The sequence below is a fragment of the Rhodococcus sp. IEGM 1354 genome, from assembly GCF_030056855.1.
Classification (GTDB): domain Bacteria; phylum Actinomycetota; class Actinomycetes; order Mycobacteriales; family Mycobacteriaceae; genus Rhodococcoides.
The window spans coordinates 658,787-673,655 of the sequence record NZ_JASHKT010000001.1; the positions used below are offsets into that span (position 1 = coordinate 658,787).

Below are 14,869 nucleotides of genomic sequence, written 5' to 3' on the forward strand. Positions count from 1 at the left end.
CGAGGCGATGACGGACATTCGATGGCTGCCGTTCCTCGGCGTTGTGCTGTTGGCCTACGCGATACCCGGTCCGGACTTCGCGGTGGTGGCCCGGGCGGCAGTGGGCAGCCGCGCCGCAGGGTGGCGAGCGGGCCTCGGCGCGCAGACCGGGCTGTGTGTGCACATGGTCGCCGCGGTGGTGGGGCTGTCACTGCTCATCTCACGATCACCGATGACGCTGAGCATCATTCAGATTCTCGGGGGCCTGTATCTGGTGTGGCTCGGTATCTCCGCGCTGCGACAGTCGTCGTCGCTGGGGAATGCAACGTCCGACGTGCGTTGGTTTCGTATGGGTTTGGTGACGAACCTGCTCAATCCGAAAGCCGTTCTGTTCTTCGTTGCGCTCCTGCCGCAGTTCGTCGATGCCGACGGACCACTGCCTGTGCAGATCGGGCTACTCGGAATCGTCGACGTGGCAATCGGTGTGGTGGTCTGGGCGGTGGTCACCACTGCTGTGGGCCGTCTGGCCGGAAGTTCGTCGAACTCGACATCCTGGAACCGAGTTGCCGGGGTCCTGTTCATCGGTATCGGAGTCGCACTCGCCGTCGAGGCGGTGTGACCCGAAGAAGGCAACTGCGCAGATCAGCGAACGATTCCGACTTCTGGGTCGTATCTGGGTTTGCGGTCCCACAGAGACGCGTCGGATTCGAGGGCCTGGCCCTCGTGGCTGGGCTGCACGGGGTCGGGTAGCTGTCGCCACTGTGCTCGCGGGTCGTCCTCGGGTTCGATGCACGATTCATCGTCCATGGCGGAGACGCTACGCGTTGGCCCGGCAATCATTCGGCAACGCGCACTCGCAGCTCGTTCATCGGCACTTCGGAACCGACGCCGTCGGTGACGCGGATACGCACTGGCTCGCCTCGGGAATCGACGACGTCGAGTGGCCCGTCGTCGTCTTGCAGATACTTATCGCCCCACTGCATCAACCCGAGTACGACGGGCAATAGATCCTCGCCCATCCTCGTCAGAACGTATTCGTAGCGCGTTCTGCCCTTATCGGGACGGTAGGGCTTCTTGACGAAGATTCCGACGTCGACCAGTTCTTTGAGTCGGGCCGCACTGCTGGCGTCGGTGATGCCGACGCGTCGGCTGAAGTCATCGAAGCGGGTGGTTCCGTAGAACGCCTCGCGCAGGATCAGCATCGTCGATCGGGTGCCGACCACTGACAGCGCGCGTGCGATGGAGCAGCGGTCGCCTGCTGTCCAGCTGCCGAGATCGGACAGTGGGCCGTCCATCTGGAGGGGCATGCCACAAGCCTACTGGCTTTACAAAACTATAGCCAGCTCGTACCGTGGTGTCAGCGATCCGATAGGAACGGATCGATCGGACAAGGAGCCGTCATGAGAGACGCAGTCATCGTCGAGGCAGTCAGAACCCCGGTCGGACGGGGCAAAGCGAACGGCACGTTACATCCCGAGCATCCAGTCGACCTGATGGCCCACAGTCTCCGGGAAGTGTTGCAGCGCAGTGGGATAGATCCGACCCAGATCGACGACGTCATCGGCGGAGTTGTCACGGCGGTAGGGGATCAGGCGTCGAACATGACTCGGCGCGCGGCGCTGGCAGCGGGCTATCCGGAATCCGTACCCGCAACCACCGTAGATCGGCAATGTGGAAGCAGCCAGCAGGCAATACATTTCGCCGCACAGGGCGTGATCTCCGGTGCTTACGATCTGGCCGTGGCTACCGGTTCGGAGTCGATGAGCCGCATTCCGATGGGGTCGAACCTGGTGGGAACCGAGGATCCGGCAGGTGTCGGTTTCATCGAGAGGTATCCGGAAGGGTTGGTACCGCAGGGCATCAGTGCCGAATTGATCGCGGCGAGATGGGGTATCAGCCGTACCGAGATGGACGAGTTCGCTCTGTCGAGTCATGCGAAGGCTGCCGCAGCCACCGAAGAGGGGCGTTTCAAGCGGGAGATCACCGCAATCCGCGGGCTCGACCGCGACGAGGGAATCCGCATCGGATCCACACTCGATGCGCTGGCGGGACTGCGACCGGCCTACTACAGCGACGCCATGGCGCAGCGTTTCCCGGAAATAGGTTGGAACATCACCGCGGGCAACGCAAGTCAGGTCAACGACGGTAGCGCGGCCGTCATGATCACGACCAGCGAGAAAGCGAAGGAACTCGGCCTGACTCCGATGGCGAGGCTGCACAGCTTTGCGGTGGTCGGTGACGATCCGCTGATGATGCTCACCGCAGTCATCCCGGCGACGAAGAAAGTGCTCGCGAAAGCCGGATTGACCATCGACGACATAGACCTGTTCGAGGTGAACGAAGCCTTTGCCTCCGTGGTGCTCGCCTGGACCAGGGAGACCGGCGCAGACCTGAACAAGGTGAACGTCAACGGCGGGGCCATCGCCATCGGCCATCCGCTCGGCGGCAGCGGTGCCCGAATAATGACGACCATGGTCCACGCGCTCGCCGAGCGCGAGCAGCGTTACGGCCTACAGGTGATGTGCGAGGCCGGAGGGCTCTCGAACGCCACCATCATCGAACGCCTGTAGTGCCTCCGGCAGTGGTGCGGTTGAGTCCCCTGGAGGGCACATAACCGCACCCTGGTGTCGTCGTACCTGGCACCGGAAACTAAGGGCCGCGATCTCGTGAGGCTTGCCGACGCAGCCTGAGATGTCCGCAGTGGTGCAGCTGAGCCCATAGCTGCACCACTGCAACATAATTGGGCGCAGAAAAATTGGAACTACCTCTTGGCACTCTCCGATGGAGAGTGCTAATTTGGGTTCTGCACAGTGAAGGGCGGCCCGCCACAGGGGCGGACGCTTCGTCGTACAGGAGGTGGTTGCTGTGCTTCGCTTCGATCCGTTCCGTGACCTCGACTCCATTGCCGCCGGCATGCTCGGCGCGACCAGTGGTTCGGACCGTGCGCCCAGATTTATGCCGATGGATCTGTACAAGCTCGACGACCATTACGTACTCAACGCTGACCTACCCGGCGTCGACCCCGGCTCCATCGACGTCGACATCGACCGAGGCACCCTCACTCTGACGGCTCATCGCACCGCTCCGAGTAGTGATGGTGTGCAGTGGCTTTCGTCGGAGCGGTTCGCCGGAACGTACCGGCGTCAACTCTCCCTCGGAGACGGCGTCGACGCGGAGAAGATCTCGGCCTCCTACGACAACGGCGTCCTGACGGTCACCATCCCGCTGGCAGAGCGCGCGAAGCCGCGCAAGATCGAGATCGCCCACGACAACACGCAGAAGACCATCGAGCCGCAGAAGAGCTGAGTGCGCTTCGCGCAGTGGTGCGGCAATGCGCCGCAGAGGGCACATAGTCGCACCACTGCCGAAGGCATCTACGAGGCGTTGGCGATAATTGCCTGCGCTGCCTCGGTCGGTGCCTGAGTCGGGATCCAATGTGTCACTCCGGCAAGCACTGTCAGGGTGTAGCGGGCATCGACGTACTGTTGTGCGCGTTCGATGGCCGAGCGGCCGATGAAGGTGTCGCCGTCACTCCACACCATCGATGTCGGCACTGTGATGCGCAGACGGCCGATACCAGGGTTGGAGAACGGCAGTCCGCGATACCAGGTGACAGCGTAGGGAAGTGCGCCGTAGTCGACGACGTCCGTGCGCGTGCGCTCCAGGTCGTCAGCATTCATACCGCTTTTCTCGTACCACTTTTCGGCCCTCTGGCCAGGCCGTGTCATCCATTTCTCGGGGAGCACCGGCAGTTGGAAGAATGCGAAGTACCAGGAGTGCAGAATTTGTCGTGAGGTGAGCAGAGCCGTGATGAACGACCCCGGATGCGGGACGGAGAACGCTGTCAGCGACGACACCAGATCCGGCCGCCGACCCGCGGTGACCCACGCGATGTTCGCTCCCCAGTCGTGGCCGACCAGATGCACCGGGGCTCCGATCGTGTCGATGAGGGCTACGACGTCGTCGACGAGCGCACCGACGCGATAGGCGCGTCGGCGTTTGGGTCGGGCACCCGGCGAGTACCCGCGCTGATCGGGCGCGACTGTTCGAAACCCGGCCTCGTTCAGCTGGTCCATCACTGCGGACCACGACGCGGCACGTTCCGGAAAGCCGTGCAGCAGCAACACAACCGGGCCGTCCAGAGGTCCCTGGTCGAGGACGTCGAACTCGAGTCCGTCATGGGTGTAGCGTGCAATCCTCTCACTCACCGAAGAGTCCTTTCGTTGGTCAGCACGTGCTGGGAACCGATGCACCGGCGAATTCGGCGGCGAGGAATTGCATGGCCGCGTCGTCGCTCACGTTGTGTCCTTGCTCTGGTTGTTCTTGGGCGACAACCCGATCGCCGATCGCACACGCTGCGCGGACGGCGTCTGCCGTCCACTGCGGTAGCACGATGTCGTCGCGCGCACCGTAGGCAACGAACATGGGCACGGTGGTTCGTACCTGGGGGAGGGTGTAACGGCCGATCAGATCGAACAGCTTCTGCTCGGCCTCAGGGGATCTCGGCGCGAACTCCGTCGGTGCCATCTCGCTGACCGCGCGCTCCTTGGTTGCGGTGTTCGTGCCCTGGCACGTCAGTAGCAGTTCTGTGTTGGTCTGGGCAACCGTGCCGCTGTAGTCGCGAGGGTCGATGGTGGGATCGACCTGTTGCGCCCCGTAGAGCAGGTACGGCAGCAGCCCTTTCTGTGACGTGGTCAGGGTGCCGTCCCTGGCGGCGCGTGCAAGCGGTGCCAGGTCCGTGGGTGGGGACAGGGATACCGAGGCGATCAGTTCCAAACCCTGCCCGTAGCTGGAGTTCAATTCGTTTGCAGCCCAAGCGGCTTGCCCGCCCTGTGACAGTCCGACGGCCGCCCACCGAGCAGAGGTCTCGGGCAGGGCGTTGTGGACGGCACGAGCCGCGTCGATCATGTTGTGCCCTGCAGTGCGCGGCTCCAGGTACGGGTGTGTGCCGTCTCCGCTGCCGAGTCCCTGATAGTCGGGTAGCACCGTGACGTAGCCGAGTTCGGTGAAGGCCTCGACCGTGGAGTCCAATCCGAGTAGGTCGGGGTAGAGGGACGGTCCGCAGTCGGCCTGTACGCCGGTGGTGCCGTGGCCGTAGACGACGATCGGCCATCCACCTGCCGGAGGTGTACCGGGCGGAACAGCGGCGACACCGGAGACCGCAGTCGCAGAATCATCGACACCGGACGTCGATTCGTACACGAAGCGATAGACGGTCGCGCCCGTCGCCGTGAGCCTGGCCGACCGGGACTCGAAATCCTCCGATTCGAGCAGCGTCCCCGCAGTACCCGTCAGCTCGTACTGCGACTGAGTTGCGGACGTCGTTGTAGGCGCGGGCGAGTCGGGTCCAGCGGGCGACGAACTGCATCCGACGGCCGTCAGCAGAGTGAGCCCGCACGCAGCTGCGAAGACTCGGCGAGACGGCAGGGCAATGGATGCGGGCATGCCGCGTGTCTACCAGAACGCAGCCAACAACTCCTCGGTCGCCTGCAGCGGCGCATATCCGTCGGGAATGACGCGACGGCATCCGTCGAGTTCGATGGTGAAATTGCGAATGTTCGACGGCCAGTCAGCAACGTATGTCGTCACTGCCGTCCGCATCGCGGACATCGAGCAGGGTCCGGCGGGTGCCAAGTCCTCGATCGATGTCCCGATCTCGCCGGTGACTCCGGTGAATTCGGTGCCGGAGAACAAGCAGTACGTGTAGCCGATGGTCAGACCCGCTGTGCGCTCACTGCCGAGGAGAATCTCGGAGTAGTGGGGGGAGCAGCTCGAGACTCGTTGCCGGTCGTAGCCGATCACCGATACGTCGTGCTCGAATTCGGTAACCATATCGAGTGTCCGAATTTCGGCGATGGCGCTGTGATTCGGCAGCCCGCATTCTCCAGCAGGGAGAGTCGGTTCCATTGCGCGCCCTCGGTTGTCGACGAGCCAAATCTGCGGCGGCTCGACGACGCTGTATGTCGGGCAATAGCCTCGTACCAGCACGTTTTCGGACGGCGCGTTGAGTAGGCGGATCACCTCCGTGAGGTCGCCTTCGTATCTGTGTTCGCGGTACGGCACAGTGTCGGGGGCGACCCCCTCGTCGATTTGGTCGCAGACGATCGCGGCTACTGGAACGAAATCGTCAGGCACTGTCCCAGGCGTGGGCCGAGGGAATCTCGGCCGCGGCTCGTCTATCTGGGGCCCTCGGTCGCACCGAAATGCCTCTGCAGATCCGATTTCGGCGACGACCCGGTGGGGACTCAGCGACACCTGCGACGCACAGGTGACCGCGATGATGGCAACGAGCATCACCCCGACCATCCATCGCCATGTCATCTGGTCAACGTAGCGGCATCGCAGCTGCGGGTTTGTCGCTTCTGTTTTTCGGGCACTATCGCAGCCATGAGTATTGGCGTCGTAGTCAGTGCGGTCGTAGCGGTTGTGGTGTCGTTTCTGGGGTCCGGTGCGTGGATAGGGACGCCCATTGCCGAGGCGGCCGGCGGTGCGCTCAGTGCGACGTCGACACTGGTGGCTCCGGCAGGTCCCGCGTTCTCGATCTGGTCGGTGATCTACACCGGTCTCATCGTCTATGCGATATGGCAGTTCCTACCCGGTCGAACTGCACGTCACGACGCCTTACGGGCACCGGCCATCGCGTCGATGTTGCTCAATCCGGCGTGGATTCTCGCGATTCAGTTCGGGCAGGTGTGGCTCAGCGTGGTGGTCATCGTCGCGCTGTTGGCCGCTCTCGTGCGCGTGTTCGTACTCCTGCAACAGCAGCGCCCGGAATCCGTGGCCGACGCGGTGATCACCGACGGCACGATGGGCCTCTATCTCGGGTGGGTGTGCGTCGCGACAATCGCCAACATCTCGGCGTGGCTGGTCGATCTCGGAGTGACCGGCGGCGCAACGTTCTGGGCAATTGTCGTACTCGTTGTCGCGGCGCTGGTCGGGGTGACTCTCGCGCGCTACTCGAACGGGGCCATTGCTCCGATGCTCGCGATCGTGTGGGGTCTGGGATGGCTGGCACAGGGGCGTCTCGGCGGCGAGCTGACGAACGCCACTGTCGGATGGACGGCAGTAGTTGCCGCAGCGATCGTCGCTGTGGTGACGGTGGCAATCAAACTGCGTTGATGATTCTCCGACATACATCGAGAACTTCTTCGGGGTGGGTCAAGTGCACCGAATGATCGGCTTCGGGCCATTGTTCGACCCTCGCGCCCAGCGCATCGGCCAAACGCGCGTGCGCCGAGGTCATTCGTGAATTCGGTTTCCGGTCGGCAGTGACAACGACGGACGGCACGCGTGGGAGGTCGCACTCGCGGAAGCTCTTCGCCAGGTCGGCCAATCCGTCGGCGGCATCACGGAGCCGCGGAATGTCGACTCCTGCGGTCCGAACAAGGGCAGACCGACACTCCGGTCGCATCGCATGTCGGTCGGCCAATTTCTCTGCCTGTGTTCGCAGTCCCGAGGCAATCGACTTTCGGAACAAGGGAACTCGCCATGCAAGGCCGGCCAGTCGCGCCATCAGCTCGGTGGCCTTCGCCAGTTTCACGTCGTTGACGGCGGATGGATCGAGGAGAATCAGACCCGCCACGTCTTCGGGGTGGTCTCGGGCGAGAAGCAGCGCCGCAGCGCCTCCGAGACTCTGCCCGACGACGATCGCGGGTGCCAGTCGGTGCTCGTCCAGCATCGTGTGCAACGCGGCACTCGCTCCGGCCAGAGACCCGCGTGTCGTGTTCGCGCCGGTGCCGGGGCGGTCGTACAACACCACCCGGCATCCGGGGTCGGCGCGAAGTCCCTCCACGAGACCGGGAAAGAACCCTTCGACGGGCTCGGCTCCGCCCGGTAGCAGGACGACGACCGGTCCTCTGTCACCGAGAATCCTCACCGATTCCGAGTTCGACACCAGGCTCCTTTTCGACGCTTCCACCGGGTACCGTGTCACGTGGGAGCCGCCGCGACAACCCCCTGCCCGTCAAACGGTTCCGGCGTAGTAGCTTGCCCACTGCGTGCTCAGAAACGTCGACAGCGAGGCCTGCGCTTCCACAGTCGAATCGGCGGCGCGCCAGGCAACATGGCCGTCGGGTCGGACGAGGACGGCTCCGGTCTCACCCACCTCGAACAGTGACATCAGCTCGTTGCGATCGAGGCCGACGGGTGCGTCCAGCACGACCAGCTCGATTCCGGGCCTGGAAGAACTGAGTCCCTCCACCACTGCTGACCACGCAGAACCGTCGAAGGTAAACAGCGTCAACATGTTCGGGTCCAACACGTCGTGCGGCGAGACGAGTTGCCCGTCGACCGAGACGAGCGCATGCGGCAATCGCGCACCGGGGTACGTGGTGGGCACGTAATCGACAACATCTTCCACGGGCTTCGTCGACGGGTCCTGGGCGATCAGTGGACTGTCGTAGAGGTAGCCGAATTGCAGGCCGGTGGAGACGAAATGCTCCAATTGCAGTGGAATCGCCGCTGCGATTTCGGCGCGCAGTTCCGTCGACCCGGGGGCATCCGGGCGCAGGCTTCGTGACCGGCTCATCTGCTTGCGGGTTGCCGCGGCCGCGATGGGTGCGATCAGTCGGCCCGGGATCTTGTTCAGGGGTGCCCGGCCCATGGCTTGAGTTGCCTTGGCCAGCATGGCATTGGTGATCCCCACCCGCTTGCCGATGTCGTCCATGCGGAAGTGGTTGGCCACGCTCTGTTCGGCGAATTTCTCCACCACGGGGCGGCGCTCGGTGTCGTAGGTGTCCAGCAACTCCGGGCCCGCCGCACCCGAGAGCACAGCGTCGAGCTTCCACGCGAGGTTGTGGGCATCCTGCACTCCCGAATTGAGCCCGAAGCCGCCGGTATGCGGGAAGCGGTGAGCGGCATCGCCCAGCAACAGCAGCCGATCGTGGCGGAACGTGTCGGCCGTCTGTGACGTCATCACCCACGTGCCCGTCGATTCGAGCGTGAAGTCGTTGGTACCCAACGCCTTCGGTAGCGTCTTCTCCCAGAATCGGCGGCCGTTCCTGGCGATCTCCTGCGCTGGGTGCAGATAGGCCGTCATCAGGATGTAGCGGTGATCGGCGTGCGAGATGAGTACTCCGCACAGGTCCGGGGTGTAGATCCAACTCAACAGTGGACGCGCGTCGTCGGGAAACAGTGTTGTCGAGGTGAAGAACGCACTGCCCATGTTGGCGAGTACCGGCCCGGTCAGCGATATCCCGGCTGCGTCGCGGGTCGCGCTGTTGGCACCGTCGCAGGCGAGGACGTACGGCCCACGTACTTCGGCGGCGTCACCCGTCACGGTGCGGAAGGCGACGCGCGCGTCACCGGAGTTCGATTCGACCGATTCGACGGAGACACCCCGACGAAATTCGATCAGCGGTTCGGCGTCCACGGCGTCCCACAGTGCGGGCATCAGAAGGTGCTGGCCGATGTGCGACACCATGTACGGGCTCTGGCTTTCCACGATCGCTTTGCGTTCGGGGTCGGACAGCAGATCGATCGACCCGATGGCGTCGCCGGCCAGGTCGCCGTACCAGCTGATCAGATTGACCTGTTCGTGCGGAGGCGACATCGCCGCTATCGACTTGGCCAGTTCGGGGCTGTACTCGTTCCAGATCTCCAGCGTCCGAGCATTGATGACGTGAGCCGCCGGATGGAACAGTGGACTGGTTCGACGCTCGAGCAGTAGCGTTCGAATACCCCTGCGCGCCAGCAGAAGCGCTGCAGTGGTACCCGCCGGCCCGGCACCGATGATGACGACAGGAGTGCTCATCGGACGACGGTTTCCTGGGTCCCCAGGTCGATCGACCCGTCCGCAGTGCGGATCGTGGCAGTGACGACGTCGTCGACCGAAAGGTATTTCGGGTTCTTGGCTTGGCGTGCGAAGAAGAACTTCCACTTCAGTGCCGGCGGGATGAGTTCGCCGATCTTCTGGATTGCTTTGGGCGGCGCGGAGATCGCCGTGCCGATCGGCGTTCCGGTCAGCAGGACGTCGCCTGCGGTCATGTTCTGAAAACGGGCCAGTCTGGTGAAGGCCTCGGCGGGAGGAGTGATGAGGTCGTCGCCGATGGTCTGGTCCTGACGGATCTCCCCGTTGACCGCCAACGTCATCCGTAGCTCGGGTAGTCGTCGCAGCTCGTCGTTGTCGAGCAGCACCAGCCGAGGGCCGAGTGGGGTGAAGGTGGGATACGACTTGCTCTCGTACACCTGCACTTTCGTCAACTGGATCTCCCGAGCCGACACGTCGTTGGCCACGACGAAGCCCGCCACGTAGGACGCGAGATTGTCGTCGGTGACGGTTGTCCCGATGGGGATATCGGCACCGACCACCACGCCCAGCTCGATTTCGTAGTCGAGCAGAGCTACCTCCGGTGGCTGCCGAATGGGATCGCTCGGGCCGCTGATCGATGCGGACGACTTGCGAAAGAACGTCGGCTGCAGGGTTTTCGGGTCCGAACCGGCATCGATCGCATGGGATCGGTAGTTCAGCAACTGCGCCACCACTCGGCAGGGTGCGGTGATGGGCGAGACGAGCCGGAGCTCGGCGACGTTCGTCCCGACCCCCGACGCGGCCTCGATGGCCGTACGGTCGGCGAGTAGCTCACGGGTGGTCTGCGCGGTGGTGTCGATCCTGATGGCCTGGTCGCCGTCGAGACGCCACCAGCCGTCCTCGGTTCGAATGATGTTGATGGGCATAGCTTTCGATCCCCCCTAGCAATCGGTCACAGAGTTTTCGGAGTGATGGTCTTCTTGTTGGCGATCACCGGCCGACCGGGCCTCGTCCCGGCCTCGCGCCGTCGCAGTTCCTCGTGGGTCGCTCCGTTGCGGAGTCGGCTCAGGAGGTAGTCGGGGTCGATGTTGACTCCGATGGGATTGCGCGCGAATTCCTCGGTGAAGAAGAAGGCCGCGGTGTTGTCGGGGTCGAAGTTCTCCACCTGGAATTCGAGCCGAATACCGTCGGGGTCCTCGTAGTACAGCGAGATCGTCGGTCCGTGGTTGATGGACCACACCGGGAGGATGCGCTGGCGCTTGAGCCGCACGTAGTTCTCCAGCAGTCGTTCCAGCGATCGGAACGTCAGGGCGATGTGGTCGATGCCGTAGGCCTTGCGCCGCAGCTTGGCGAAGGGAAACAGGAACTTCACCGGCTTGGGTACGGCGATGATCGCAAGTCGATGCGACTCGTCGTCCCAGGTCAAGAACGTGATCTCGTCGTCCTGGTAGGCGATCTCGGCACCGAACACCGTGCCGTACCAGCGCACCATCTCCTCGGTTCGCGCAGATTTGACGACCCAATGCGCGATGTAGTCGGGCGCGACCCGTTGCGTCTCGATCGTCGGTGCATCGTGCGTTGCGCTCATGAATCGACCTTTCGTCGCGATCGGAGTGTGATCCAGATTAAGGCCAGTTTGACTGTCAGTCAATAATTTGACTGACAGTCAGTAGCTTGTGAGCGTCGACCGATGCCGTAGGTGAGAAGACGTCCGGGAATCAGGCGGGCGGGATCAGAAGGTGCACACGGCCGACGAGGGCCAGAGCCGTGTCGGCGTCGGCACCGTCGAACACCGCTGTGTGGATGCCGCGCATGGCACCGGTGAGCAGTCGGGCTGAGGCAGGGAGGTCCGTGGCGTAGTCGATCTGCCCTGCTTCGGCAGCGGCGCGGAGTAGTTCGGTGATGGCATCGACGAAGCTGTCGTGCCAACGCTCGGCTGTGCCTTCGGATTTCGGGACTCCGAGATTGCGGAACAGCACGTGCGTGCGCGGGGTCTCGTAGATGCTCTCGGCAGCGATTCGAAGAAATGTCTGCAGCTGCTCGAGTGGGGTGTTCGGCCAGCCGGCATCCGCAGACCGTTCACGGATGCGTTCGACCAGAACGGTGGCGGCGTCGTCGACGGCGGCCTGAAAGAGTTGGCGTTTGTTGGGGAAGTGGTGGAAGGCCGTTCTGGGTGCCAGACCGCATCGGGCAGCGACACTTTCGATCGTGATGTCTGCGTAGTCGGCGTGCCGAAGCAGCTCCTGGGTGGCCTCGATGAGGCGTGTCGATGCGGGCCCGGGTTCGTCCGTGGTCGACGACCCGGCCCAGCGGTACAGCGTGGTGGTGTGGATGCCCAAGTCCGTGGCTACGGCTGTCGGGCTTTCGGAACCCCCGAATGCCCGTGCCACCGCCTCTCGGCGATCGGCGAGTGTGAATCTCGAGACCCTGGCCATGATCGTGACAGTCTAGTGCAGCATTCGTGCGAGGGCCGGGAGTAGAACTCGTGCGGGGACGATACCCGCCGTCGCCGCCTGCAGAGCATTGCGGCGACCCGAAACAACATGTGGCCGTGACCGTTTGGCGTCTAGTGCCTTCATGGCGGTGGCGACGACGTCGGTCGGTGTCTGGTAGGTACCGGTGGCTGTGGCCGAATCGCCTATGACGTCGAAGAATTCGGTGTGGGTGGGTCCGGGGTTGAGTGCGAACACTCTGACTCCGTGTTGCGCTGATTCGTACCACAGCGACTGGCTGAAGCTCAGCACGAAGGCTTTGGCGGCCGCGTACACGGCAAGAGTCGGGACGGGTTGGAATGCCGTCGTGCTGGCCACATTGACGATGGTGCCGGCTGTGCGGGCGATCATGTCCGGCAGGAACGCCGAGCAGATGTCCACGACCGCGCGGATGTCGACGGCGACGAGTCGCTCGAAGTCGTCTGCGTCGCCGTCGACGAACGGTCCCTGGACCGCGAATCCTGCGTTGTTGACGATGAGGTCGATGCGCTCGGGAACGATGGCCCGGAGCCGGCGACCACTGGCCTCCTCCGACAAGTCCCAGGGCACTGTTCGGCAGCGCACACCGTAGGTCGATTCGAGCTCGTCCGACAGGGCTGTCAGACGATCTTCCCGTCGGGCGACGAGCACCAGATCGGAGCCGCGGGCGGCCAGCACTCGCGCGAACTCGGCACCGATTCCGGAACTCGCGCCGGTGACCAGCGAGCGGCCCGGACGGTATCGACCAGCTGTGCGGCTCATCGGTCCGAGCGTCCGAGCTCAGCGGCCGAGCGCCGGGCGAAGTCCTCGTACGAGGTGGGTGCTCGTCCGAGCAGGGTCGGAAGAACCGTCAGGTCTCCCGCGAGCAGACCGTGGCCGTCGTAATGGGTCATCATCGTGCGATACGCCTGACGTGCGTCCTCCGGCCAATTCTTCATGTCGCGGGGGTTCGAAGCGGCCTGCGCACCGCGGACGAGGTGTCCGAGCGATGTGAGTTTCGTCGATCGCACAGCGTGACCGATGACGGTGGGGAGTGCGGGCAGGACATCGAGCGTGTTGGTCAGAGACGAGGGCGGGATTCGGATAGCGGTCACCGGATGCCCCAGCACGCGTGACCAGATCTCGGCCATCTGGTGTCGGGTGAGTTCGACAGTGGACAGGTCGTAGGTGCGGCCGGTGTGCGGCGTCGGGTCGATCAGCACGTTCGCCGCGGCCTCGGCGACGTCGGCGAGATCGACGACCCCCATGACGCTGTCCGGTGAGACCGGGTACGGCATGACGCCCGCCTGCAGGAACTCCCACACTTCCAGGTAGTTCTGCATGTAATGCGACGGCCTGAGCACCGTGGTGGGAATCCCGCTGTTGCGGAGCAGACCCTCGGCGATGTCCTTCTGCTGATGGTGTGTCAGCTGATGCAGGTCCGGATGGATGACGGAGTGAAACACGATGTGCTGCAATCCACTTGCCGGAGTCGTCGCGATCAGGTGCTCGATGATCGGTCTTTCGTCGATGACCTGGGTCGGTGCCGCGTGATAGAGCACGTCGGCTCCGGCCAGGGCTCTGTCGAGCGTGTCGGGCGACCGCAGATCGCCCACGACGACCTCGGTTGCCCCGTCTCGACGGGTGGTCGCAGCCTGGCTGTCGTTCTTCACGACAGCGCGGACGGGCATTTTCTGCGCGGTCAGCTGCCGGACGAGCAACCGTCCGATCCCGCCCGCGGCACTGGTCACTGTGATCATCGGACCTCCTCGATGGGGAGCGCGGCAGTCCCGGCTCTCTCGCACATATTGCAGATGATCTGCATATAACGCAAGAGGGCGACGCAAAAGCCGACTCGATCTGCATTAGTCTCGGACGGTGCCTTCGAACGACGTCGACGATGCAGAGCAGTCGCGGCGCGCCCGCCCACGTCGTGATCGCCGTCAGGCGTTGATCGACGCCGCGATCGAGATGATCTCCGAAGGTGCCAGCGCAGACATCAGTGCGGCGGCGATCTCGCGCAGGGCGGGTGTGGCGCACGGGTTGCTCTTCTACTACTTCACCGACAAGCAGGGCCTGGTACAGGCTGCACTGGCCGACGTTCTGGGCAAGTTGTCCGACGCGCAGGGGCCGCAGTCCGAGGAGCGGACCGTCCGAGCTCGGCTGGAAGGATTCGTCCGACGGCACATCGAGTTTCTGCGGGATCACCGCGCGCTCTACCTGCGGGTGGTGCGCGAGGAGGAATTCGGCGAGGCAGGCGTCGAGAGCGCCCTTCGGCAGGCTCGGGCCGAGGGCGAGCGTCAGGTTGCAGCCCTGGCCGAACTCCCGGATCCGTTGCCCCCGCTGGTCGCTGTTGCGATTTCGGGGTGGACAGGCTTTCTCGATCGAACAGCCGACGCCTTCTTCGAGTCGGCGGATCTCGATCTGGACGAGTCGGTCGCGCTGATCGTCGACGCATTCGAGGCCGTCATCGATTCCGCGACTCGTCGAGGTGCCGGGTCTCGGTGATCAGGTCGCCCAGAAAGTACACGCGCGTGACCGACCAATTGTGCAGAATGCCCAACCTGACTCACTTCTATTGCGCAGTCGGTCGGGTTCTGGTCGACTGACGCCGGTTGCATCACAGACGCGACTGACTCGGCGCTTCGCAATCCGAACGCTTGCCTCATGGAGTGATGGGACCCATCCGGTC

The 14,869-nt window shown here is 63.9% G+C and carries 17 protein-coding genes; 5 read left to right on the top strand and 12 right to left on the bottom strand.

Annotated features, from left to right (window positions below):
* Positions 1 to 7 precede the first annotated feature (7 nt).
* Positions 8 to 598, top strand: a complete 591-nt coding sequence (locus tag QM588_RS03265) for a LysE family translocator (protein WP_283311416.1) — start codon at positions 8 to 10, stop codon at positions 596 to 598.
* A 23-nt stretch (positions 599 to 621) separates the two neighbouring features.
* Here the strand turns inward: QM588_RS03265 and QM588_RS03270 are convergent, their stop codons facing one another.
* Positions 622 to 786 carry a hypothetical protein gene (locus tag QM588_RS03270; protein ID WP_283311417.1) on the bottom strand — a complete coding sequence of 55 codons (165 nt, stop codon included), beginning with the start codon at positions 784 to 786 and terminating at the stop codon, positions 622 to 624.
* A 29-nt stretch (positions 787 to 815) separates the two neighbouring features.
* A complete protein-coding gene (locus QM588_RS03275; protein WP_283311419.1) occupies positions 816 to 1,286 on the bottom strand; it encodes a winged helix-turn-helix transcriptional regulator in 471 nt (156 codons plus the stop codon).
* A 93-nt stretch (positions 1,287 to 1,379) separates the two neighbouring features.
* Between QM588_RS03275 and QM588_RS03280 the strand changes: the two genes are divergently transcribed.
* Positions 1,380 to 2,549 (top strand): thiolase family protein, encoded by a 1,170-nt coding sequence (locus tag QM588_RS03280; RefSeq protein ID WP_283311421.1) that lies wholly within the window; start codon positions 1,380 to 1,382, stop codon positions 2,547 to 2,549.
* A 295-nt stretch (positions 2,550 to 2,844) separates the two neighbouring features.
* Positions 2,845 to 3,285, top strand: a complete 441-nt coding sequence (locus QM588_RS03285) for an Hsp20/alpha crystallin family protein (RefSeq protein WP_027495425.1) — start codon at positions 2,845 to 2,847, stop codon at positions 3,283 to 3,285.
* 68 nt (positions 3,286 to 3,353) lie between these two features.
* On the opposite strand, the gene QM588_RS03290 is transcribed toward QM588_RS03285, so the two are convergent.
* Genes QM588_RS03290 through QM588_RS03300 form a run of 3 tightly spaced genes read right to left on the bottom strand, consistent with a single transcriptional unit; the run spans position 3,354 to position 5,811 of the window.
* Complete coding sequence (locus QM588_RS03290; RefSeq protein WP_283311423.1) at positions 3,354 to 4,187, bottom strand: alpha/beta fold hydrolase; 834 nt, start codon at positions 4,185 to 4,187, stop codon at positions 3,354 to 3,356.
* 19 nt (positions 4,188 to 4,206) lie between these two features.
* Positions 4,207 to 5,424, bottom strand: a complete 1,218-nt coding sequence (locus tag QM588_RS03295; protein ID WP_283311424.1) for an alpha/beta hydrolase family protein — start codon at positions 5,422 to 5,424, stop codon at positions 4,207 to 4,209.
* 9 nt (positions 5,425 to 5,433) lie between these two features.
* On the bottom strand, positions 5,434 to 5,811 hold the full coding sequence (locus QM588_RS03300) for a hypothetical protein (protein ID WP_283311426.1): 378 nt from the start codon (positions 5,809 to 5,811) through the stop codon (positions 5,434 to 5,436).
* Positions 5,812 to 6,366: 555 nt separating this feature from the next.
* Here QM588_RS03300 and QM588_RS03305 point away from each other — a divergent pair.
* On the top strand, positions 6,367 to 7,098 hold the full coding sequence (locus tag QM588_RS03305; RefSeq protein WP_283311428.1) for a tryptophan-rich sensory protein: 732 nt from the start codon (positions 6,367 to 6,369) through the stop codon (positions 7,096 to 7,098).
* Here the strand turns inward: QM588_RS03305 and QM588_RS03310 are convergent.
* The 7 genes from QM588_RS03310 to QM588_RS03340 form a co-directional block, all read right to left on the bottom strand.
* Entirely contained in the window at positions 7,085 to 7,873 is a 789-nt protein-coding gene (locus QM588_RS03310; protein ID WP_283311429.1) for an alpha/beta fold hydrolase, read from the bottom strand. The two genes, QM588_RS03305 and QM588_RS03310, sit on opposite strands and share 14 nt — an antisense overlap.
* A 69-nt stretch (positions 7,874 to 7,942) precedes the next feature.
* On the bottom strand, positions 7,943 to 9,730 hold the full coding sequence (locus QM588_RS03315) for an FAD-dependent monooxygenase (protein ID WP_283311430.1): 1,788 nt from the start codon (positions 9,728 to 9,730) through the stop codon (positions 7,943 to 7,945).
* On the bottom strand, positions 9,727 to 10,653 hold the full coding sequence (locus QM588_RS03320) for a fumarylacetoacetate hydrolase family protein (protein ID WP_283311432.1): 927 nt from the start codon (positions 10,651 to 10,653) through the stop codon (positions 9,727 to 9,729). The genes QM588_RS03315 and QM588_RS03320 overlap by 4 nt, the downstream gene beginning before the upstream one ends.
* Before the next feature lie 26 nt (positions 10,654 to 10,679).
* Positions 10,680 to 11,315: a VOC family protein gene (locus QM588_RS03325; RefSeq protein ID WP_283311433.1), complete on the bottom strand. Its 636-nt coding sequence runs from the start codon at positions 11,313 to 11,315 to the stop codon at positions 10,680 to 10,682.
* Positions 11,316 to 11,445: 130 nt separating this feature from the next.
* Positions 11,446 to 12,162, bottom strand: coding sequence for a TetR family transcriptional regulator (locus QM588_RS03330; protein WP_283311434.1), 717 nt, complete (start codon positions 12,160 to 12,162; stop codon positions 11,446 to 11,448).
* A gap of 12 nt (positions 12,163 to 12,174) precedes the next feature.
* Positions 12,175 to 12,960 carry an SDR family NAD(P)-dependent oxidoreductase gene (locus QM588_RS03335; protein WP_283311435.1) on the bottom strand — a complete coding sequence of 262 codons (786 nt, stop codon included), beginning with the start codon at positions 12,958 to 12,960 and terminating at the stop codon, positions 12,175 to 12,177.
* Positions 12,957 to 13,937, bottom strand: coding sequence for an SDR family oxidoreductase (locus QM588_RS03340; protein ID WP_283311436.1), 981 nt, complete (start codon positions 13,935 to 13,937; stop codon positions 12,957 to 12,959). The genes QM588_RS03335 and QM588_RS03340 overlap by 4 nt, the downstream gene beginning before the upstream one ends.
* 118 nt (positions 13,938 to 14,055) lie before the next feature.
* Between QM588_RS03340 and QM588_RS03345 the strand changes: the two genes are divergently transcribed.
* Positions 14,056 to 14,685 (top strand): TetR/AcrR family transcriptional regulator, encoded by a 630-nt coding sequence (locus QM588_RS03345; protein ID WP_201010078.1) that lies wholly within the window; start codon positions 14,056 to 14,058, stop codon positions 14,683 to 14,685.
* The last annotated feature ends 184 nt before the right edge of the window (positions 14,686 to 14,869 follow it).